Below are 22,395 nucleotides of genomic sequence, written 5' to 3' on the forward strand. Positions count from 1 at the left end.
CCCTTACCCGAGAATCCGACATATGGACTTTTCCCGCTTTTTTATCGACAGGCCGATTTTCGCCGCAGTACTGTCGATTCTGATTTTCATCACAGGATTAATCGCTATCCCGCTGTTGCCGGTGAGCGAATATCCTGACGTCGTACCGCCAAGCGTGCAGGTGCGCGCGGAGTATCCGGGTGCCAACCCGAAAGTGATTGCAGAAACCGTGGCGACGCCGCTGGAAGAAGCCATCAACGGCGTTGAAAACATGATGTACATGAAATCCGTTGCAGGCTCTGACGGCGTACTGGTAACCACCGTGACGTTCCGCCCGGGTACCGATCCGGATCAGGCGCAGGTTCAGGTGCAAAACCGCGTGTCACAGGCCGAGGCGCGTCTGCCGGAAGATGTACGACGTCTGGGTATTACCACCCAGAAACAATCACCGACGCTGACGCTGGTGGTGCATCTGTTTTCGCCGGGCGGCAAGTACGATTCACTGTATATGCGTAACTACGCCACGCTTAAAGTGAAAGACGAACTGGCGCGTCTGCCGGGCGTGGGTCAGATTCAGATTTTTGGCTCTGGCGAATACGCGATGCGCATCTGGCTGGATCCCGACAAGGTGGCAGCCCGCGGGTTGACGGCCTCGGATGTCGTGACGGCGATGCAGGAGCAAAACGTTCAGGTTTCCGCCGGGCAGCTTGGCGCAGAGCCGCTGCCGAAAGAGAGCGATTTCCTGATCTCCATTAACGCGCAGGGGCGTCTGCACACGGAAGAAGAGTTTGGCAATATTATTCTGAAAACGGCGCAAGACGGCTCGCTGGTACGCCTGCGCGACGTGGCGCGTATTGAAATGGGCTCTGGCAGCTATGCGCTGCGTTCCCAGCTCAACAACAAAGACGCGGTCGGGATTGGTATCTTCCAGTCCCCGGGCGCGAACGCCATCGATTTGTCTAACGCCGTGCGCGCGAAAATGAACGAACTGGCCACGCGTTTCCCGGAAGATATGAAATGGGCAGCACCGTACGACCCGACGGTTTTCGTTCGCGATTCCATTCGCGCGGTTGTACAGACCCTGCTGGAAGCGGTGGTGCTGGTAGTACTGGTGGTGATCCTGTTCCTGCAGACCTGGCGCGCGTCGATTATTCCGCTGATCGCGGTGCCGGTATCGGTTGTGGGGACGTTCAGCATTCTCTACCTGCTTGGCTTCTCACTGAATACCCTGAGTTTGTTCGGGCTGGTGCTGGCTATCGGTATCGTCGTGGATGACGCCATCGTGGTGGTGGAAAACGTCGAGCGAAATATCGAAGAGGGGCTTTCTCCGCTTCAGGCGGCGCATCAGGCGATGCGTGAAGTTTCGGGGCCGATTATCGCGATTGCGCTGGTGCTGTGCGCGGTGTTTGTACCGATGGCGTTCCTCTCAGGAGTAACTGGCCAGTTCTACAAACAGTTTGCGGTGACTATCGCGATTTCGACGGTGATTTCCGCCATCAACTCGCTGACGCTCTCGCCGGCACTGGCAGCGCTGCTGTTAAAACCGCACGGTGCCCCGAAAGACTTCCCGACCCGGCTTATCGATCGTCTGTTCGGCTGGCTGTTCCGTCCGTTTAACCGCTTTTTCCACCGTAGCTCTAATGGTTATCAGGGACTGGTGGGGAAAACGCTCGGACGCCGTGGCGCGGTGTTTGTTGTTTATGTGCTGCTGTTGTGCGCGGCTGGCGTCATGTTTAAAGCGGTCCCCGGCGGGTTTATACCTACCCAGGATAAGCTGTATTTAATTGGCGGCGTGAAAATGCCGGAAGGTTCTTCACTGGCCCGCACTGATGCGGTGATCCGCAAAATGAGCGAAATCGGGATGAATACCGAAGGCGTGGATTATGCGGTCGCTTTTCCTGGGCTTAACGCGCTGCAGTTCACCAACACGCCGAATACCGGGACGGTCTTCTTTGGTCTGAAACCGTTCGATCAGCGTAAACACACGGCGGCGGAAATTAACGCTGAGATCAATGCCAAAATCGCTCAAATTCAGCAGGGCTTTGGTTTCTCCATTTTGCCACCGCCGATTTTAGGGCTGGGGCAGGGGTCGGGCTATTCGCTGTACATCCAGGATCGCGGCGGTCTGGGCTATGGTGCGCTGCAAAACGCGGTGAACACCATGTCCGGTGCGATTATGCAGACGCCGGGGATGCATTTCCCGATCTCAACCTACCAGGCTAACGTTCCGCAGCTGGATGTGCAGGTTGATCGAGATAAGGCGAAAGCGCAGGGCGTGTCGCTGACCGATCTGTTCGGTACGCTGCAAACCTATCTGGGATCGTCTTATGTGAACGATTTTAACCAGTTCGGGCGTACCTGGCGCGTGATGGCGCAGGCCGACGGGCCGTTCCGCGACAGCGTGGAAGACATTGCGAATTTGCGCACCCGTAATAATCAGGGCGAAATGGTGCCAATCGGCAGTATGGTGAATATCAGCACCACCTACGGGCCGGATCCGGTGATCCGTTATAACGGTTATCCGGCGGCGGATCTGATTGGCGATGCCGATCCGCGCATTCTCTCTTCGGCACAGGCGATGACGCAACTGGACGGAATGTCTAAGCAGATCCTGCCGAACGGGATGAATATTGAATGGACGGATCTGAGCTTCCAGCAGGCCACTCAGGGCAACACGGCGCTGATCGTCTTCCCGGTCGCGGTGCTGCTGGCTTTCCTGGTGCTGGCCGCACTGTATGAAAGCTGGACCCTGCCGCTGGCGGTGATCCTGATCGTTCCGATGACGATGCTGTCCGCGCTGTTTGGCGTCTGGCTGACCGGGGGCGATAACAACGTCTTCGTGCAGGTGGGGCTGGTGGTACTCATGGGGCTGGCATGTAAAAACGCGATTCTTATCGTTGAGTTTGCGCGCGAGCTGGAGCTTCAGGGGAAAGGGATTATGGAAGCGGCGCTGGAAGCGTGCCGCCTGCGTTTACGCCCGATTGTGATGACCTCCATCGCCTTTATTGCCGGGACGATTCCGCTGATCCTCGGCCACGGCGCAGGCGCAGAAGTGCGCGGTGTCACCGGGATCACGGTGTTCTCCGGGATGCTGGGCGTGACGCTGTTTGGTCTGTTCCTGACGCCGGTGTTTTACGTGACGCTGCGTAAATTCGTTACGCGCGGCAAACCGGTCAACGACGTTTTACCTGCCTAGGTTTTTACAGGGCACAAAAAAACCGCCTTCTCGTTAAGGCGGTTTTTTTTCGTATCAGGAAGGGCATGACTACGCTTTTTTATGCAGGCCTTCAATTTCAGGCACCGGATCGCACCCGCTGGTATCGGCTTTTTTGACCTTTTCCAGCGCGCTGGCCACGGTATGTTGAGCCAGAACCTCTAACGAAGCCTGCTCCGCTTCATCGGCGATAGATTTGAAGTACCAGCACGCATTGGCGCTGACGACGCAGCGAGCCGGTACGTCAGGACGCGACGCCCACAGCTTTTTATCTTCTATCACAGAAACATAGATATCACGCAGGGTGATCTTATCCGCCGGACGACCAAGATGAATAGAACCGTTACGGCCAAGGGTTGAGACGATAATGCCGTCACGCGTAAGCGGAACCATCAACTTGCGGATAAAGCTCGGATTCGCTTCCAGTCCGTAGGCCAGAATCGCACTCGTCGAACGTTCACCCGATTGCTCCGCCATCGCTACGCTGAGAACCATCTGCAAAGCTGTCGGGAAGCGGTAATCTAACATTTCATTGTCCTGGGTTGCGGTGAATCTTGTTCTTTTTGGCACCGCAGAGGTGAATAATCAATAAGTAACAATATAACAAATACGGCAATTTTTTTGAAGCAGACAACGCCTGACCTGGCCCGTAAAAAAGCGTTTACGCTTCGCGTCGAATGGCAGCATAAGACCTATCCATACGCTTTACCGATTGTATAAGCATCGTCTATTTCATCATGGCGACTGATAAAAATATTATGAAAAAATGCTGATCGAATCGCCGCTGATTTTTTGAGCACATAAAGGGAATGACATTACCCTCGTCAGAAGAAAAGGAGTCATACCTATCCTGTCATTCATACATTAAAAAGCGGGAACGGGTCTGGTTTCTGTTTGAGTTGCCCGGCAATCTCGTTGAGTTTCAAGAGTGCTTGCTTTAACTGGCTGAACTCCGTTCCGCCAATACACAACCTGACGCCATACTGATCCGACTGTTGACCCACTTCAGTTGAGGCCGGTGCTGTCACTTTGATGCCTGTCGCCAGCGCTGCATTGTAGAACGAGTGCGCGTCATCGCGTGAAAACGGTAACCAGAGATGAAAGCTGGGCAGCCCCGAGCGATAAACGTGCTCCCCTAAAATGTCGATAGCGAGTTGGTAACGACGCCGGGTTTCGTATTCAATTGCGAGGGTGACGGTTTCTGCTGTGCCATCAATCAGCCATTGCTCCATGATGGAGCTGCTTAGCGGAGAGACCATCATCGCCGTTGCCCTTAGCATGGATTCTGCTCGTGAATACAGCGCCTCCGGTACCAGCAGCCCGCCAATCCGCAATGCTGGATTAAGGATCTTAGATAAGCTATTCACATATAAGGTGATATCGGGGGCTATTTTGGCAATCTGGGGCAATTCTGTCGTGCTCATCAGCCGATAAACATCATCCTCAATAATCTTTATGCCCCTTTCCCGACAAACCCGAACCAGTTCCTGACGGCGGGCCAGGCTCATAATGCGTGTGGACGGACTTTGTAAGAGCGGCGTGACATAGACAGCACCGCCTTTTTCCGCATTTTCATCGAGGATCTTTTCCAGAACAGAGACATCCATGCCTTCGTCATCCATCGGGATCCCCACTAATGTGAGCTTCAGTAAATGCGACAGCTGAATCAGCCCTGAATAGGTTTGAGCCTCAACGTACAGTCGGCCAAAAGGTTCACAGACCGTAGACAACGCTACAGAGAGCGCATGCTGAGCACCGTTCGTTAAGATGAGATGCTGGTAATCTGCCGGGACACCCAGACGACTGAACCACTGCGCAAGAAGCCGCCGGTGTTCATCATGGCCCGTTGCCGGGGCGTAAGTGTTAAACATATCCATGTCAGGACGCCGGGCGAGGGTGGTGAGTGTCTTACTCAGTGACCGGGAGGTCAGTGCTGCTGGCGGGGTGTTTTGCGACAGGTCGATAAAGGTTCGGCTTCTGGAATTGGCCAGCGCGACAAACATTCCGCTGCCCTTAACGCTTCGAACCAGACCCCGTCTCTCCAGGATCCCATAGGCTTTCGTTACAGTACCCACCGCGATACCGAGCGTATCTGCCAGTTCACGATGCGCCGGAAGGCGCGCGCCGAGCCTCAGCAGGCCTGAAAGGATATCGTCTGACAACGCCTGGACCAGCCGATCGGTAGGGGATGAATTGCCTTCTGCAAGACGGGGTTGCCACGGAGAACGTTCGCGCATGAGATTACCATAAGTGTAATGTGACACTATTTATATTTACTGATAGTGTCACATCTTTTATTCTGGCGCCAGTATTTGAAATAGACGAAATGAGCGAAACGCATGAGTGAACAACGTGTGGATGTCAGTTCTGCCAGACCATTACTGGATAAGAGTGAAACGAAGAAAAAAGAAATCCTTCGTGGCCTGAAAGATGGGTTACCCGTATTACTGGGCGTGATCCCGTTTGCGCTGGTGTTGGGTGCGCAGGCAAGCCATAAGGGGCTCACGCCTCTCGACGTTCCCTTGATGACAGGATTAAATTTTGCCGGTGGGTCTGAATTTGCCGCCATACAAATCTGGACGTCGCCGCCACCTTTTTTACTTATTATGGCCGTAACATTACTGGTAAACAGTCGTCATATTTTAATGGGGGCGACGCTGGTTCCCTTACTTTCTCGTTTTCCAAAACGAAAGGTCTTACCTGCGCTTTTTTTTATGACGGATGAGAGTTGGGCACTCAGTTATAATGACGCGCATTCCAGAAATAACAAAACGGCGCCGCTGTTCAGCATGCCGTATTATATGGCGGTCTCTTTATCTTTCTATACGATGTGGGTTTTCTGTACCGCACTCGGCGCGTTAATTGGCCCGGTGCTGGGCGATGTTCACCAGTATGGTTTTGATATGGCCTTTCCGGCGGTCTTTCTTGTGCTGGTCAGAGGCATGTGGAATGGCATTCGTAAAGCCGTGCCCTGGATAATCAGTCTGGTTGTCTCCGTGGCGGTATGTCATTTTATTGCCGGCCTGTGGTACGTCATTGCTGGCCCTTTAGCAGGATTAGCCGTTGCCGCATTTTTAGGGGGAGAGGATGCCTGATTATCAGACCTTCATCGCCATCGTATTAATGGCACTCACCACGTATGCAACGCGTGTGACCGCTTATCTTATATTACGAAACCGGGTGCTTACGCCCAGGGCGATGACGGTTCTTAAATCGTCTCCCGGTTGTGTCATGCTGGCTTTCATTGCGCCTTTTTTTGCCTCCGGAAATCCTGCAGATCTGATCGCGTTAGGGTTAACGTTAGTTGTTGCAATGCGCTTTTCAATGCCGGTGACGGTGATCTCCGGCGTGATGTTTGCCTTTATACTTCGCTATTATTTAGGGTAAGTTTCCAGACCTGCCGCGCAACCAGAAACAGAACCGACTTCCCACGTTCCATTCCCCGCCGCTGTGCGCGACGTGGTAATGTTGGCGTCGAACAGGTTCTGCGTTGAGGATCCCGCTATGACCACGTTTTATCAACTGACAGCCACCCGTCTGGATGGACAGCCTGTCGCTATGCTCGACTTCGCTGGCAAGGTGGTGTTGGTCGTGAATACCGCCAGCCAATGTGGCTTCACGCCACAATACGGCGGCCTTGAGGCGCTTTATAAGAAATACGCCGCTCAGGGGCTGGTGGTGCTTGGGTTCCCCTGCAACCAGTTCGGTAAACAGGAGCCCGGCGATGCCGACGACATCGCCAGGACCTGTCACATTCATTACGGTGTGAGCTTCCCGATATTCGAGAAGATCGAGGTCAACGGAGCCGCAGCGCATCCGGTGTTTCGCTATCTGAAAAACGAATTGCCCGGCGTGCTGGGGGGGCGAATCAAGTGGAACTTCACCAAGTTTCTGATCGGACGCGACGGTAAACCGCTCAAGCGTTTTGCGCCGATCACCACCCCCGAGAAAATGGAAGCCGCAATCCTTACTGCGCTTGAACGCTAAGTATTGTGGTCATGATGGCCTGAACTCAGGAGGGTATTCGTTGCAGGGGTCGTTTATCGCGCATCGCAGACGCTATGTCCGCATCTAAAATAGCACTCACGGAAAGATGTCACTCCCTCTCCTCATGCTATATCTCCATAAACATACCCATTAATGAAAGGACGTATGGAGATGCTGAGAGGCAAAAGAGCGGTTATTACGGGTGGGGGCAGGGGATTTGGTCAGGCGCTGTGCGTATGGCTGGCGCGGGAAGGCGTTGAGGTAGATTTTTGTGCGCGGCGGGCTGATGATATTCAACAAACCTGCAGTCTTATCACTGCTGAAGGCGGTATGGCAAAAGGGTATATCTGTGATTTAACCCGGCCTGAATCCGTTTCTGCGTTTTCTTCACAGCTATTAACTTCAGACAAGCCCATAGATATTTTAATTCTCAATGCTGCCCAATGGTTGTCAGGAACGTTAGACGACCAGCCTGATACCGACATTATTAATACCGTCAGTTCCGGCCTGACAGCGTCGATTCTTCTGACGCAGGCTCTGTTGCCTGGGCTAAGACGTTCAGACAGTGCTGATATCGTCTCAATTATCTCTTCCTGCGGGATCCCGAATTTCACGGATTCAATTGCGCACCCCGCTTTTTTCGCCAGCAAACATGGGCTCAGCGGATTTACAACAAAACTCGCACAGCAATTGTCCGAAGAAAATATACGGGTTACCGGACTGTACCCTCCTGATTTCGAACTTACAGGGTTAGATTCGAGTGTCGATAGCCAATGCAGAATGGGAGAGCGGCTCTTGAACGGGCGATCGGTCTGGGAAGCGATTCGTTTTGTGTTGGTTCAACCGCGTAGTTGCCATATAAGTAGCCTCTACTTTCAAGGTCCAACCCGCGAAGACCTGAGTGATAGGGTCTAAATTGGGTGATGTTAAACAGAAGAGTCTTCGCACAGAGCAGCGTTGATACCAGATGAAACAGGCTGCTCTGTGCCCTAAGTGGATGCGTTGAGTCAATATGGGGGTTATGGCAATTCAGGGATAGCGACAGGATACCCGGAAGATGACATTAAAGGGGGGAAATTGCTTCAACAACATGCTGGAAAACGTAAGGGTCAGAAAGTAGCTTAAATTCTTCATCATCCGGGTAAGTGACTGCCACATGATAGTTTTCTCCAGCAAATGCCTTCACTGACTGCAGATCCTGCCAGTAAGTTGCCAGAAAGAAATGCTCCCAACTCCCCTGCGTTTCTCTGCGAACGAACGCGCCTTTGTTCCCCGATATGCTCCTGGAATGCTCTACCCCTGTTTTTTCAAGGTGTTTTGCAAAACCTTCCGCATGTTCAAGCGGAACACATCCATGCCAGGTCCTTACAATCATTAGTGTTCTCTCTTTAAGGATGGTGAGGGTATAACCATATCATCAGAAAGCACCTCATGGTGTGATTAACGAAGAACGCTATCTCGCACATCGATTTGTCGGACATTCTTCACCTTGCTTCAGACTGAATCTCATGACCACGATAAATTTAGGTCACTTCCGCTCCTCGCTCGTAGGTGATCGTACGGCTCTTATGTCGGTCCGCTTTGTGCAAGAAGCGGACCTCCGTTACTCTTCTGACGAGGAAGCACAGAAATATTTAGGTCTGTTGGGTAATAATTACGATATATAATAAAAACTCCTCCATTTCAGAATCCAAGAGTATGGGCATACGCAAGGATGCAATTATGAAATCCAAGAGTGCGTTAGTTTTAGAAGAACTCAGATCCAAATTACGTACTGCATCTGTGGCACAAGTCGGTGGTTTCCGCCCTACAGCAGACCCAATTACATCCTGGTTTTTAAAAGGAGTCGCTCTTCCAGGTGAAGGGTTGCCAGTTTGGAAGGGGCAGCCGATGTTTCCGCTTCTCCAGATTCGCGTAGATGAGCTTCCCGTGATTCCTGAACAACTGAAGGGGATCGCGCTCTTAGTGCTTTATCATAATATGGAAAGCCATCCATTTGATAAACCTCATGGCGAGGGGTGGCTAATACGAGAATACGCCACCCTTGATGGGCTTGAGTTATTGCCTGCAATTAACACTCCATATCGAGCATTTCCGGTTCGGTGGGTGAGTGTCAATGATGATGCTCCGGGATGGGAGGATGCTTGGGATATTATTGACTTATCTGACGTAAACGATGATGAGGATGCAAGTAATAGATTCTATGATGGTTTTAACCGGTACAGGGGAACCAAGGTTGGAGGATATCCAATGGAGATACAACATGGTGTGGGGATTCAAGATTTTGTCTTTCAAGTGGGGTCAGAAGAAAAAGTAAACTGGATGTGGGCGGACAATGGTATCGGCTACTTTCACAAATCCCCAGAGGGACTTTGGACGTTTTCATGTCAGTTTTACTAGAAACTCAACGTCCTCTTATCGCTCACAGCGGACCTTGCGGCTCTTATGCCGGTCCGCTTTGTGCAGAAAGGTAAATTCAGCTGTATTCAATAATATCAAACCCTTCATCAGCCGTTGGCTCTGCGAAAAAGCGCGTTATGGTTTCAAATTGTTGATCTGAGGCTGTAAATTCATGCATTCCTTCTTCATTACGGGCGCGCAAGCGGGATTTACATACTTCATCAGTAACTTTCAAATAATGCAGCCTGTTACTGGCACCTGACTCCTTAATGATGCTCATCATCCATTCACGATTGGTTTGCGTGTTTGCCGGAAAATCCAGAACTACGGATAAACCCGCTTTGAGTAGCGACACCAGATGAGGCTTCATAGCGTTTCTGAGTCTTGAGGAATACTGCACATAATCAGCTATGGATTGCATTTCATTGGCAAAGAGGGCAGCCAGCCAATAATCTTCACTGACAATTATGGTGCCGGGTAATGCACCTAACTTTGCTGACAATGTGGATTTGCCTGATGCAATTTTCCCACATAACAAGTGCAAAGTGGGTTTTTCTGACGTTGTGACTGTAGCGATATCCATTATTTACCTCACTGGATTGTTACCGGTAAGGCCCGCCTTACCGGCGGGAAAATGGCGAACGTTATCCCACCTGAGTCAGACAGGTGATAATAATCATTGAATGGAATAGGACAGAGTGTGTTTTCATTGTCATTCAAGTTAACAGGGCCTGAATGCAAAATCAGCAATTTTTTCCCTTATACATTGAATGTCCACTCCAGTGAGTTTGGCCGCTTCGTGCCAGAAGCGGACATCTAACAAGGCGCTGAAATGAATAACACCAGCTGGCTCATCTTCGCTTACGTAGCGCATTAAGCAGCGTCTGCGTTGCATCAGAAGACGCTCCAGATGACGAACAAACCAGCCCAAATTCCCGGTGTATAGCAGGCGTCAAAGGTGCCACGCACAGGTTGCGCAGCGTCTCCGGCAGGGCTGATTCAGGTACAAGGGCGACGCCCATCTCTTCCCCGACCAGCTTACAGGCGCTAATCCAGTCGCGTACTGTTACGCGTATATCGGAAAGTTGCAAACCAGCCATTTCCATCAGGCTTTTTCCATTAACGACACATCCGCCTGTCGCCAGAATAAAGGGCTGGTCTGCCAGCGCCTTTAGCGTTATGCCATAAGCCCTGGCATGATGTGCCAGCTGATGTTTAGCTGGTATTACCGCGACCCATGCATCCTGTCCTAATATAACCTGTGCACGCCCGGGGCCGGGATTCATGACCACCCCAAGTTCTACGGTATCGGCGGCAAGCCACTCCTCGACTTCCTCGTCCGAACCTTCCAGGACAACGATTTCAATACCCGGATGCAGGCGCTTAACGTCGCGCAGAAGCCCTGGCAACAATGTGGACGTCACTGAGGGAAAACTGGCCAGGCGAATGCGCCCTTGGTGTAAGTCTCGGCTCTTATCAGCCAGTATGCGGATGGCATTCAGCTGCGAAAGCATGTTTCTTGCATTTTCAATAACCTGCTCACCCAGCGCGGTAATGCCGATATACCGTCGCTCACGCGTAAATACCGGAAATCCAAGCGAAGCTTCTAGCTGGGCGATGGCCTGGCTGGCACCTGATTGAGTCATTCCTATCTCTTCTGCGGCGCGCGAGATGTTGCCGGCATCCGCGACGGCCACCAGCAGGCGCCAGTGTAAAAGATTCATCATGATTATCAGTAGCTCAGCTAATAGTTAGATTCTATATCATTAATTTTACAGTGAAATACGCGTCAAATACAGTGAGTTCAGAATTGCTTCGAATTTCTCGATGGCTTTACACATTTAACGGAGACAACATGAAACTTTATTACGCCCCGGATACCTGTTCGTTATCACCGCACATTGTGCTGCGCGAACTGGAAATTGAATTTGAACTGGTGAAGGTTAACAATAAAAGCAAGCTCACTGCTGATGGTCGCGACTTCCGCACCATTAACCCTAAAGGTTATGTCGCTGCACTTGAATTGGATAATGGGCAGATACTCACTGAGGGGCCAGCCATTGTGCAGTACCTCGCCGATCTTAAACCAGAATATGGCCTGGCACCGCGCGCGGACAGTTGGGCTCGGGTGCGTCTGCAGGAATGGCTTAACTTTATCACTAGTGAAATCCACGCTGGCTCGGCACCGCTGTTCAACCCCGCACTGCCCGAGGACATTAAAGCGATTTTTCAGGATAAGCTCTTCCGACAGTTCGATTTACTCCAGGCTAGGCTCAATGAAAACACTTATCTGACTGGCTCATCCTTCAGCGTAGCGGATGCCTACCTTTTTACTGTGCTGGGTTGGTGTAAATTCTTCTCAATCCGACTGGAACGCTGGCCAGCGCTACCGGCGTACATGGAAAAAATAAATGCCCGACCTGCTGTACAGGCTGCATTACTGGCTGAAGCGTCTCAGTAGGGTAGGTAATCGCTTATTGCTGGACACAGCATGTTGAGTGTCTGCAAAGAGGTCGTCTGCCCTTTGTTCTACGCGGGCCTGAAGTTGCGCGTAGCGTTCTGCTCTTTAGCATGAGCAGATGCTGAAACCCATTCCCGGCGGCATTCACTGCTGCTTTCGTTTCATTATGGACTCAACGCCGCGCGACTTTTTGCCTTAATCTTTGCCTCAAGTCAGACCTTGCGGCTCTTATATCAGGCCGCTTTATACCCTAAGCGGCCATTACGCCTGGCCACTCGTTTGTCGCGAGGAAACGTTAAGGCTCAAAATAATGCACTGTTTAAGATATAAAATTATACCGTCGGGACAGTACCGCCATCGATCACATATTCCGTACCGGTAATAGTGGCAGCACAGGATGACGCAAGGAAGACGATAAGGTTCGCCACTTCGATGGGCTTTGAGGGACGGCCCAGCGGAATTCCACCGAGTGCATTCATGATGATCTGCTTACCGCCCTCGTAGTCCGTTCCTGCCTGCTGAGCAAGTCGTTCCGCCATCGCTACCGATGCTTCGGTTTCTACCCAGCCAGGCGCCACACGCACCACCCGAATCCCCTTAGGGGACACTTCTTTCGACAGGCTTTTGCTGTACGCCGACAGTGCCGCTTTGGCCGCCGCATATCCGGTGGTCGATTCCGGTAACGGCAGTTCACGCTGAATAGAGGTGACGTGGATGATCACCCCATCCTGTTGCGCCAGCATCCCAGGCAACAACGCGCGATCTAAGCGTACCGCAGGCAACAGATTAAGATTGAGCTCCTGTTGCCACTCCTCTTCCCCCAGGGCTGCAAACCCACCGCCGGGAGCGGTAGAACCGCCTGCTACGTGGATAATGATATCGACGCCGCCCAGGTGTTTCTGAACGGCGTCCACGACTAAATTACATCCCTGGATGGTGGTCAGATCCGCTGCCACGAAAGCGTCTGCGCTAGATTCTGCGGGCTCGTGACGCGCGGTGGTTAGCACCCTTGCCCCTTGCTGTTTTAAAAGGTGGACAACTGCTTTGCCGATCCCTTTGGTACCTGCGGTAACCAGAACACGTCTGCCCTGTAAATCAAGATCCATCAGCATCAGATTATCTCCAGAGTCGCAATCTTGTCGCTAGCGAGGCCGAAAGTATGTGTAAGCATCACGGGGCTACCGGGAAAATTACCGACAACGTTCGTGGTGACTATTACTCGATCGCCTTGCGTGAGAACTTCAATGGGGTGAACGCTATAGTCGAAGGCAGCCCGCGCCGCGCGTTGCCACGCTTCGATTGCCGCGTACCCCCGATGGGTTTTACCTTCGTCGAACACGACGGCATCGAGAGTAAAACAGCGCTTAACGCTGGCAATATCGGCACCATTGCCGATCGCAAAATAGGTTGAAATAGCTTGCGGTAGAGATAATGACATGGCCCTTACTCCCGTTATTTACAGTACGGGAATTTTTAACATAGACTGTAAAATTGACAAGTACGCACAAAAAAGTGAGCAACTGAATTATGAGTAAGTTATATAGCCCTGAAACCGCCGCAAGCGGCGTGGAACAAGTTCTGCGAATGCTGGAAGGCCGCTGGAAACTCATTATTCTGTTTCATCTTTTCGACGGAAAGGTGCAACGCTATTCTGATTTTGAAAAACTGATCCCCGAAATTTCGCAGAAGATGCTGGCACAACAGCTGCGACAGCTGGAGGCCGACGGCATTGTGTCACGTAGGGTATATCCCCAGGTTCCACCGAAAGTCGAATATCGGCTCACTGAGTGGGGGCAGGCGCTGTGTCCGGCTCTCGATGCAATGCTGAAATGGGCGGAAAAACGCGAGGTTTAGGGACTCGGGTACATTTTTGTTTATGATCGAAAATTGTTGATGTTCATTCCTTGCTGATAGCAGACCTTGCGGCTCTTATTTCGGTCCGCTTTGTGCCGGGAGTGGACATTAATCAAGCTCAGATTTTTTCTTCCGCAGTTGGTCGTGTTGCTCGAGTTCATAATCGATAAACGCTCCAATCATAGTCCGATAGATTTTTTCGATAATCACTTCGGGAAGTCCTGCTTCAGTGGCCTGTTTACGTACCTTGTCGATCACCTGCTGGACGCGGTCTGGCGCGCGGACGGCTGAGTGGTCAACTTTGAACGTTGCTGCAGCTTTAACACATTCGCTGCGTTGCGCGATTATCTTCACCAGTTTACTGTCAATTTCATCGATTCGTTTTCTAACGTCTTCAATTGATGAAAAATTCATATTCGGTCCACCTGACTAGTACGTGAGATTGGCAGGATACACACATCTTCTATTCATTGCAGTATCAAATTTAGAAAATCCTTGTAAGAGGGAGAGAAATATTAAGTAAAAATATCCAGAAACTCGAGGCTCTGGGTAGTGTGTTGAATTTGTGAGTCGGAAGACCCTCCCTTCTCTCATAGCAGGCCTTGCGGCCCTTATTTCGGTCCATATACTCTCCATAATCTGCGAAACATAAATCAATAATCCTCTGTCAGAATTATTTAACTGAAACGGAGGAGGGATGAATAAAATAACTTATCACATTAAATACTTCGAGTATTTATTAAGAAAGTGCAGGACGATTTTATCCGGGGATATTTCATTCCATGCGGCCAGGTTAAATAAAATTTCAGGGGTTTATCCGGATTTACTTAACCCTTTAACGCTTAATGAGAAGATTTGTCATCGTCTTATATTTGAACGCAACCCATTTTATACAATGCTAGCGGATAAAATTGCTGTCAGGGAGTATGTGGCTAGAAACACTCGTTTAGTTAACATTGTTCCGGTGATTGGTGTATATAACCGTGTTGAAGATATTGATTTCGACAAGCTACCTGGCAAATTCGTCTTGAAGTGCAGCCATGATAGCGGTAGTGCAATCATATGCACAGACAGGGAAAGTTTTGAACCGGAGAAGATTTTAAATAAATTAAAGCTGGCCCTTAAAAAGAATATGTATTACACAACCAGGGAGTGGCAATATAAAAATATATCACCTGTTGTAATCTGTGAAATGTATGTGGATTTATTTTCCAGTAACAATAAGAGTGTCACTCCAGAAATGTTAAGAATACATTGCTTTCATGGTGTGGCTTGTTTCATTGAAGCTGATTTTACCGATGAAAAGGGCCGAGGATTCATCAATGTATATGATAGATCGTGGCATTTACAACCCTTTCAAATGGAATACCCGAATACACCCACTCCGGTTGATGAACCCGAGTCATTCCATAAATCCATAATTGCTGCCCAGCAGTTAGCGAAAGAAATCGACTATTGTCGTGTCGATCTGATGCTAAAAGGACAAGATATCTATTTTAGCGAAATAACGTTAAGTCCTAAAAGAGGAAAACTGAAAATTACCCCAGCGATATGGGATACAAAACTCGGGGGGATGTGGGATCTGTCGTTGACTAAAAACAGGCTCAATTGAGCCTGTGTATCAATGCCCTTGAACAGGCCATGAAAGCCTGAAAACTGAACCGTTTTCTCGTGTTAAGCTGTAGCTGACGTCTCCACCATGGGCACGCATAATGGCTTTAACAACCGATAGTCCTAATCCACAACCCTCAGGATTAATTTTTTTTGCATGTTCTCCTCGCTGAAAAGGCTGGAATAAGGTCTTCTGGAGGTCTTCAGGGATCCCCGGACCTTTATCCTGAACGATTATAAAATTATCGCTTCCCATGATACCATTATTAACTAAAAGCGTTTTCGATGTGGAATATTTTAAGGCATTATCAAAAAGGACAGTCAGGCACTGAATTATGCGTAAAGGATCGCAGACGCTACACTGAGAGCTAAGTTTAGTTACTATTTTAAAATCTTTAGTTTCAAAGTCTGGTAAAAAGGTATCCAGCGTATTTGAAATTGTTGTCTTGAGATCGACCTCACTGAGCACCAAAGAATATCCGGCCCCGCCTGAAGAACTCACGACACGAAGGTCCTCTATTAAGTTAGTCAGCCCTTCAGTTTGTTTAAGGAGATTTTGGAATAGCGACGGCTCTGGTTCAAACACGCCGTCAACCAGTCCCTGAAGCCTCCCTCTCAAAATAGTCACTGGTGTCCGGAGCTCATGAGCGATTGCAGCATTCCATAAATTTCGCTGAGCATCCAGTGTCTGTAATTTTTCCGCCATTATATTGAAATCATTGACGAGTTTATTCATCTCGCCTAACTGAGAATTACTGCTAAACGCTCTTGCGCTAAGGTTTCCTTGAGAGATCTGTTTCAGACTGTATGCTACTTCATTCAAAGGTTTTAATATTCTTGCAGACAATTTTACGGTAAAAAAGAGTGAAACGACCAGACTGGTAACTGAAGCGATCAAGATCCACATCCAGTCAAGGAATGTCATGTTATCTTCATTACCTGCGTTAATCCCTCCCGGCAGATAATCAATTATGAAACTATAAAATAAGTAGGAGCCAAGTATGGCAATCGCAATAATGACGAAAGTTAATGACAACATATATGTCAATATCTGACGGCTCAGAATTGTTTCTTTGTTCATTTTTTGTCACCGAGCCGGTAGCCTAATCCTCTGATGCTTTCCGGAATGCCTTTTAGTCCGGCATGCTCAAGTTTTTTCCGGAGTTTACTCATATGACTGTCTACAGTGCGATCCAGCGAGTCGCCCTCTGGTAAACACGCATCGAGTAACTCCTCTCTTGAGCACACTTTTCTCGGATTTCTGGCCAGATAGGTCAGAAGCTTAAACTCAGTCGTGGTAAGTACTGGCGTGGAAACCTCACCTTGCGTAGTGATTTCTACATAAAATTCATCGGGGTAAATTGTAAGAAAAGGCGTTCTTAAAGGACGTGAATGTGTAGCCTCTGCAATCGGTCTGGTTCTGCGAAGGACTGCTTCAACTCTGGCAATAACCTCTGAAGGATTAAAGGGTTTTATCACATAGTCATCTGCCCCGAGCCGTAGACCCATCAGTTTATCAACGTCTTGATCCAGTGCCGTAACCATGATGACGGGTACATTCGTTTCCTTTCTTAACGTTGTGAGAACGTTCCAGCCATCGTACACGGGCAGGTGAATGTCCAATAGCAGGAGGTCAGGCTTGTGGAGACGGGTAAGATTGATCGCCTGTTCACCGTCTTCGGCTCTCATGGTTTTCATTCCTGCCTTATGTAAATAGCCTGTCAGTATGGCGGCGATGTCATCATCGTCTTCAGCAACGATGATCAGAGTGTTTTTATGCATATTTTTTCCACAGTACCGATGACAGCGTGTATTTTATCCTGAAATGCCTTTTTCCGTCATGCTAAAAGAGTGTTTGCTCAATTATAATCATCAAGGTTTTAAGCTAATTTATTTTGACAGATATTTTTTGAAAAAGTTCATCAGAATATTTTTTGCGAAAACGTAAGCTGTCAGCGTCTCCATATTGGCTACACAATTCATAAATAATTATCCAACATTGTTAAGTAATAATCCTTAGCCAGGGTATGAATAATTCAGATTCCCACTATCCGATGACTCTTGCCTGGGGCAGGGTAAGTTTAGTGAAAAAATATTTTTATTTTTAGAGGGCAATTATCATGATGGCTAAGGTGAGTTTTCGGCGTGAGAATGTCATGGCCTCTATTTTATTTTCTATTTTGTCCTGGGGGTTATTGTATTCCTGGGTTTATCTTATGCGTGCCACCAATGAAAGAGTAGATTCAACTTTACCTGAGTCATCAGTGATTCATGTTTCGATAATATTGGCTGTCATATTTTTCGTGTTTCAGAAAAGACCCGGCGTATTAAAAAATCTTTTCATAATAATATCTGGGTTAATCTTGATATTTTTATACACAATCACTGTGTTACATCTGCTTTTGAATGTGGTTCCGGATATCGATGATTTCGTTTTTTATTATGAGTGTTTTTTGTTGATGTTTTTTTGTGGGCTGCCTATGTATTTATGTCTAAGGATGATTTGATTCCAGTTGTGTTCATTCCGGAGAACGGCTTAGAGGCGTACATATACCCTCCATAAAACGTCCATTCGCAATTGATATCATGACGTTAAACTCCTCATGTACTTTATTTGATAGCTATATCAGTTCATTTTTACGCGATCTGAACTCATTAGCTAATGGCAGAATACTTTCTCGAACCGATGCTTAACATACATTCATCATGACCTATAAAAACGAAAAATACGGTTCCACGGCACCTGGGGTGGCTATCTCACTAAAGAGACTCGCGTTCCGTCACATTAAGAAATTGTGTATTACTTTTCTGCTCGTTATTACAGAAAACGTTGCATTTCTGCTCTATCCCGTTCTGGCTGGCGTGGCCATAAATGCCATTCTGGCAGGGCAGACGGCACGTGCGACCATCTATGGCCTTCTGGTTCTATTCATGTGGTGCATCGGGGCCGCCAGACGTAGCGTAGATACCCGAACTTTTGCACGTATTTACGCAAGTCTTGCCGTGACGGTAGTGTTAGCTCAGCGAAAATATTCACACAATCAATCGACTATTGCCGCGAGAGTAACGCTATCGCGAGAATTTGTGGACTTTTTTGAATTGCATCTGCCTGTCTTTATCACTTCGATAATTTCCCTTTTCGGTGCTGCAATTATGCTTTTGTGGATTGAGTTCTGGACAGGAATAACCTGTTTGATCATCGTGGCAATATTAATGTGCTTTGTCTCAGGCTATGCCTGTAAAAACGAGGCGCTTTACCGACGACTTAACAACCGCCTTGAAAAAGAAGTCGATTATGTTGATAAGGCATCTTTTAGTGCTTTGAACCGACACTATGACACGCTTGCCCGTCTACGGATGGTCTTATCCGACAGAGAGGCATGGGGATTCTTATTCATAGGCATTCTGGTCTCTGCGCTATTTTCAATGACCATTATCAGGATGAGTATGGAACCCGGAATTAATGCCGGTCATGTTTATTCCGTAATGACCTATATGTGGATGTTTGCAACAAGCCTGGATGACGCTCCACATCTCCTTGAGAAATTTTCCCAGCTTCGAGATGTAGATCGGCGGGTCTCAACAGACGATGAAACGCATTTAACGGGAAAGTGATTATGAATTTAGACCATTTGCATATTGACTGGAAGTATACCTGATGCCGTACTTTTTCATTGAACGTCCCATTTTCGCATGGGTTGTCGCTCTGTTTATTGTCCTGGCAGGCGTATTGTCTACTCCTCGTCTACCGGTTGCACAATATCCTGCTGTTGCGCCACCGGGTATTATCGTATCAGTCAGTTACCCTGGCGCTAGCCCGGATGTTATGAACACTTCCGTCGTATCACTGATTGAACGTGAAATTTCTGGTGTTGATAATTTACTGTATTTTGAGTCTTCCAGTGACGCTACGGGTATGGCGTCAATTACAGTGACCTTCAAACCCGGAACAGATATCAAAATTGCCCAAATGGATCTGCAAAACCAAATTAAGATTGTGGAGCCTCGCTTGCCGCAGTCTGTACGACAAAATGGGATAACTGTTGAAGCGGCCAATTCCGGGTTTTTGATGATGGTGGGATTAAAATCCCAAAATGGAGAATATCAGGAAGCTGATTTAAGTGATTATTTCGCCAGAAATGTGACGGATGAACTCCGACGCGTACCCGGTGTAGGGAAGGTTCAACTTTTTGGCGGAGAAAAAGCACTTCGCATTTGGCTGGACCCTATGAAATTACACGGCTATGGGCTGTCTGTCACCGATGTATTAAACGCCGTCAGTCAACAAAACGTGATTGTTTCTCCGGGCCGAACGGGAGATGAACCTACGACCGACGGGCAGGGGGTTACCTATCCTATAACGGTAAAAGGGCAACTCTCTTCGGTTGAAGAATTTCGCAATATCACGATTAAATCGCAGGTCTCCGCTGCGCGTCTGACGTTGGCAGACGTTGCCCGCGTGGAGTCCGGGTTACAAAGTTATGCATTTGGGATACGTGAAAATGGTGTGCCCGCCACGGCTGCAGCCATTCAACTGTCGCCTGGCGCTAATGCAATGAGTACCGCATCGGGTATCCGTACGCGGTTAACAGAGCTATCGGGTGTACTTCCGGAGGGAATGGAGTTCACCGTACCTTTCGATACGGCTCCGTTTGTGAAGCTTTCTATCCTGAAAGTGGTTGAGACATTTGTCGAAGCTATGGTTCTGGTCTTTTTCGTTATGCTGCTTTTCCTTCACAAGATTCGCTGCACGATTATTCCTGCGATTGTTGCACCGGTGGCGCTACTCGGTACCTTTACCGTGATGTTATTAAGTGGTTATTCCATCAATATTTTGACCATGTTTGGTATGGTGCTGGCCATCGGGATTATTGTCGACGATGCGATTGTTGTGGTCGAGAATGTGGAACGTTTGATGGAGGAAAAAAGCATGTCTCCGCAGGAAGCGACGCGAGAAGCGATGCGTGAGATCACTCCGGCGATTATTGGTATCACGCTGGTGCTTACCGCGGTATTTATACCGATGGCCTTTGCCAGCGGCTCTGTTGGTATTATTTATCGGCAGTTCTCTATTTCAATGGCCATATCTATTTTACTGTCGGCATTCCTGGCGCTGACATTAACCCCTGCGCTTTGTGCAACCCTGCTCAAGCCCCATGGTCGTCATCACGGTAAGAGCAGTGCATTTTCAGCGTGGTTTAACGCTCACTTTCATAGACTGGCTTCATTTTACGCCACCGGGCTGGGCTTTGTTCTTAAGCGTACTGGCCGCATGATGGCGATCTACGCTGCTTTATGTATAGCGCTGTATGCCGGTCTGTCTTCCTTACCTTCTTCATTTTTACCTGATGAAGACCAGGGCTATTTTATGTCGTCAATCCAGCTTCCATCGGATGCCACGATGCAAAGGACGCTTAAGGTCGTCGATGAGTTTGAAAATGAAATCGCCCACCGTCAGGCGGTAGAAAGCAACATTATGATCCTGGGGTTTGGGTTCTCAGGCTCGGGTCAGAACTCGGCTATGGCGTTCACCACACTGAAGGACTGGAAACAGCGTAAAGGGATCACGGCGCAGGATGAAGCCGACTATATTCAGTCCCGAATGGCAAATGTGCCTGACGCCGTTACGATGAGTCTTCTGCCTCCGGCGATTTCTGATATGGGTACCTCTTCCGGGTTCACTTATTATTTACAGGACAGAGGCGGTAAGGGTTATCAGGCATTAAAAAAGACCGCGGATGAGCTTGTTATGCAAGCAAATCAGGATCCTCGACTGGCCGATGTCTATATTGATGGGCTTGGTGAGGGGACACGTCTCTCCCTCAATGTCGACCGGGAAAAAGCGGAAGCCATGGGTGTGTCTTTTGATGAGATTAATCAAACCATTTCCGTCGCAGCGGGTTCCAATTATGTCAATGACTATACCAATCATGGTCGGGTTCAGCAGGTTATCGTCCAGGCGGATGCTCCGTACAGGATGCAGCCAGAACAAATTTTGGCCTTGTCAGTCAGAAATCATCTGGGGCAGATGCTTCCGTTATCCACTTTTGTGACACTTTCGTGGAATGTTGCCCCGCAGCAACTGAATCGTTATCAGGGATATCCAGCCATACGCATAACCGGAAGTGCCGCTCAGGGAAAATCGTCGGGCACTGCAATGGTCGCCGTGGACAAACTGGCTGAGCACTTACCGCCAGGATTTGCAGGGGAGTGGGCGGGGAGTTCTTTACAGGAAAGGGAATCCGCTTCACAGCTTCCAGGACTCATTGTGCTCTCTATACTGGTAGTATTTATGGTGCTGGCTGCTCTTTATGAAAGCTGGTCCGTGCCCTTCGCGGTAATGCTTGTTGTTCCGTTGGGGCTGCTCGGTGCTGTGCTGGCCGTAGCCGTTACGAATATGACTAATGATATCTTTTTCAAAGTGGGCCTGATTACCCTGATTGGTCTTTCCGCTAAAAATGCGATTCTGATTATCGAATTTGCGAGACAATTGATGAATGACGGAAAGAACCTAATTGATGCGACAATAACTGCAGCGAAGCAACGTTTGCGACCCATACTGATGACTTCTCTGGCTTTCACATTGGGCGTTGTTCCACTGATGCTTGCCAGTGGGGCCAGTGACAGTACGCAGCATGCCATTGGTACCGGTGTATTCGGCGGGATGATTAGCGGCACACTACTGGCAATTTTCTTTGTTCCGGTATTTTTCGTTGTGGTCAGCCGATTTACCGGAAGGCGAAAAGATAGACTGGAAAATAGCCGGAACGGCTAATATCGGTCATATTTTCCAGCCGGTTAAAGCATGGTTATCGCTTGACTGGCTGGTATATCTCCTTTGCCAGTGAGCATGGTGAGGACAGGTATGATGACACATACATCTATGTGT

General features: G+C 48.9%; 21 protein-coding genes and 1 pseudogene. 12 read left to right on the top strand and 10 right to left on the bottom strand.

Features of this window, described 5'->3' with window-relative positions:
* Positions 1–22: 22 nt before the first annotated feature.
* Positions 23–3,175: a multidrug efflux RND transporter permease subunit OqxB gene (gene oqxB, locus BH714_RS01565; protein WP_020885098.1), complete on the top strand. Its 3,153-nt coding sequence runs from the start codon at positions 23–25 to the stop codon at positions 3,173–3,175.
* A 69-nt stretch (positions 3,176–3,244) separates the two neighbouring features.
* On the opposite strand, the gene BH714_RS01570 is transcribed toward oqxB, so the two are convergent.
* The gene (locus tag BH714_RS01570; protein ID WP_020885097.1) at positions 3,245–3,721 is read right to left on the bottom strand and encodes an efflux pump transcriptional repressor OqxR; all 477 of its coding nucleotides are present in this window, start codon (positions 3,719–3,721) and stop codon (positions 3,245–3,247) included.
* A gap of 329 nt (positions 3,722–4,050) precedes the next feature.
* Entirely contained in the window at positions 4,051–5,430 is a 1,380-nt protein-coding gene (locus BH714_RS01575) for an aminotransferase-like domain-containing protein (RefSeq protein ID WP_040016858.1), read from the bottom strand.
* 102 nt (positions 5,431–5,532) lie between these two features.
* Here BH714_RS01575 and BH714_RS01580 point away from each other — a divergent pair, with 102 nt between their 5' ends.
* From BH714_RS01580 to BH714_RS01595, 4 genes are all read left to right on the top strand, one after another.
* Complete coding sequence (locus BH714_RS01580) at positions 5,533–6,288, top strand: AzlC family ABC transporter permease (RefSeq protein ID WP_032677597.1); 756 nt, start codon at positions 5,533–5,535, stop codon at positions 6,286–6,288.
* The gene (locus BH714_RS01585; protein ID WP_014168994.1) at positions 6,281–6,580 is read left to right on the top strand and encodes an AzlD family protein; all 300 of its coding nucleotides are present in this window, start codon (positions 6,281–6,283) and stop codon (positions 6,578–6,580) included. Before BH714_RS01580 ends, BH714_RS01585 begins: the two co-directional genes overlap by 8 nt.
* A 117-nt stretch (positions 6,581–6,697) precedes the next feature.
* The gene (locus BH714_RS01590; protein WP_032677599.1) at positions 6,698–7,180 is read left to right on the top strand and encodes a glutathione peroxidase; all 483 of its coding nucleotides are present in this window, start codon (positions 6,698–6,700) and stop codon (positions 7,178–7,180) included.
* Between the two features lie 171 nt (positions 7,181–7,351).
* Positions 7,352–8,095, top strand: a complete 744-nt coding sequence (locus tag BH714_RS01595; protein ID WP_040019001.1) for an SDR family oxidoreductase — start codon at positions 7,352–7,354, stop codon at positions 8,093–8,095.
* A 148-nt stretch (positions 8,096–8,243) separates the two neighbouring features.
* On the opposite strand, the gene BH714_RS01600 is transcribed toward BH714_RS01595, so the two are convergent.
* Positions 8,244–8,555, bottom strand: a complete 312-nt coding sequence (locus BH714_RS01600) for a hypothetical protein (protein ID WP_025204747.1) — start codon at positions 8,553–8,555, stop codon at positions 8,244–8,246.
* A gap of 347 nt (positions 8,556–8,902) precedes the next feature.
* Between BH714_RS01600 and BH714_RS01605 the strand changes: the two genes are divergently transcribed.
* On the top strand, positions 8,903–9,580 hold the full coding sequence (locus tag BH714_RS01605) for a DUF1963 domain-containing protein (RefSeq protein WP_032677601.1): 678 nt from the start codon (positions 8,903–8,905) through the stop codon (positions 9,578–9,580).
* A gap of 76 nt (positions 9,581–9,656) precedes the next feature.
* Here BH714_RS01605 and BH714_RS01610 read toward each other — a convergent pair whose 3' ends face one another.
* Together BH714_RS01610 and BH714_RS01615 are read right to left on the bottom strand one after the other, a co-directional pair.
* Entirely contained in the window at positions 9,657–10,163 is a 507-nt protein-coding gene (locus BH714_RS01610) for a P-loop nucleotide/nucleoside kinase family protein (protein ID WP_040016859.1), read from the bottom strand.
* A gap of 268 nt (positions 10,164–10,431) precedes the next feature.
* On the bottom strand, positions 10,432–11,307 hold the full coding sequence (locus BH714_RS01615) for a LysR family transcriptional regulator (protein ID WP_040016860.1): 876 nt from the start codon (positions 11,305–11,307) through the stop codon (positions 10,432–10,434).
* Between the two features lie 128 nt (positions 11,308–11,435).
* Between BH714_RS01615 and gstA the strand changes: the two genes are divergently transcribed.
* Complete coding sequence (gene gstA / locus BH714_RS01620) at positions 11,436–12,041, top strand: glutathione transferase GstA (protein ID WP_040016861.1); 606 nt, start codon at positions 11,436–11,438, stop codon at positions 12,039–12,041.
* Between the two features lie 332 nt (positions 12,042–12,373).
* Here gstA and BH714_RS01625 read toward each other — a convergent pair whose 3' ends face one another.
* Positions 12,374–13,153: an SDR family oxidoreductase gene (locus BH714_RS01625; RefSeq protein ID WP_025204736.1), complete on the bottom strand. Its 780-nt coding sequence runs from the start codon at positions 13,151–13,153 to the stop codon at positions 12,374–12,376.
* On the bottom strand, positions 13,153–13,479 hold the full coding sequence (locus BH714_RS01630; protein WP_040016862.1) for a nuclear transport factor 2 family protein: 327 nt from the start codon (positions 13,477–13,479) through the stop codon (positions 13,153–13,155). Before BH714_RS01630 ends, BH714_RS01625 begins: the two co-directional genes overlap by 1 nt.
* Positions 13,480–13,568: 89 nt before the next feature.
* Between BH714_RS01630 and BH714_RS01635 the strand changes: the two genes are divergently transcribed.
* On the top strand, positions 13,569–13,895 hold the full coding sequence (locus tag BH714_RS01635; protein WP_014169010.1) for a winged helix-turn-helix transcriptional regulator: 327 nt from the start codon (positions 13,569–13,571) through the stop codon (positions 13,893–13,895).
* Positions 13,896–14,003: 108 nt separating this feature from the next.
* Here the strand turns inward: BH714_RS01635 and BH714_RS01640 are convergent, their stop codons facing one another.
* Entirely contained in the window at positions 14,004–14,309 is a 306-nt protein-coding gene (locus BH714_RS01640; RefSeq protein ID WP_040016863.1) for a chorismate mutase, read from the bottom strand.
* Between the two features lie 283 nt (positions 14,310–14,592).
* Here BH714_RS01640 and BH714_RS01645 point away from each other — a divergent pair.
* A pseudogene (locus BH714_RS01645) lies at positions 14,593–15,529 on the top strand (ATP-grasp fold amidoligase family protein).
* Here the strand turns inward: BH714_RS01645 and BH714_RS01650 are convergent.
* Both BH714_RS01650 and BH714_RS01655 read right to left on the bottom strand, forming a co-directional pair.
* On the bottom strand, positions 15,517–16,587 hold the full coding sequence (locus BH714_RS01650) for an ATP-binding protein (RefSeq protein ID WP_040016866.1): 1,071 nt from the start codon (positions 16,585–16,587) through the stop codon (positions 15,517–15,519). The pseudogene BH714_RS01645 and the gene BH714_RS01650 sit on opposite strands and share 13 nt — an antisense overlap.
* Entirely contained in the window at positions 16,584–17,288 is a 705-nt protein-coding gene (locus BH714_RS01655; protein WP_032677610.1) for a response regulator, read from the bottom strand. The genes BH714_RS01650 and BH714_RS01655 overlap by 4 nt, the downstream gene beginning before the upstream one ends.
* 374 nt (positions 17,289–17,662) lie before the next feature.
* Here BH714_RS01655 and crrC point away from each other — a divergent pair, with 374 nt between their 5' ends.
* The 3 genes from crrC (at position 17,663) to BH714_RS01670 (ending at position 22,281) form a co-directional block, all read left to right on the top strand.
* Positions 17,663–18,013, top strand: a complete 351-nt coding sequence (gene crrC, locus BH714_RS24555) for a colistin resistant protein CrrC (RefSeq protein ID WP_437435011.1) — start codon at positions 17,663–17,665, stop codon at positions 18,011–18,013.
* 199 nt (positions 18,014–18,212) lie between these two features.
* The gene (locus tag BH714_RS01665; protein ID WP_040016868.1) at positions 18,213–19,121 is read left to right on the top strand and encodes an ABC transporter six-transmembrane domain-containing protein; all 909 of its coding nucleotides are present in this window, start codon (positions 18,213–18,215) and stop codon (positions 19,119–19,121) included.
* A gap of 43 nt (positions 19,122–19,164) precedes the next feature.
* A complete protein-coding gene (locus tag BH714_RS01670; protein ID WP_040016869.1) occupies positions 19,165–22,281 on the top strand; it encodes a multidrug efflux RND transporter permease subunit in 3,117 nt (1,038 codons plus the stop codon).
* Positions 22,282–22,395 lie beyond the last annotated feature (114 nt).

Origin of the sequence: Enterobacter ludwigii (assembly GCF_001750725.1) — a bacterium.
Taxonomy (GTDB): Bacteria; Pseudomonadota; Gammaproteobacteria; order Enterobacterales; family Enterobacteriaceae; genus Enterobacter; species Enterobacter ludwigii.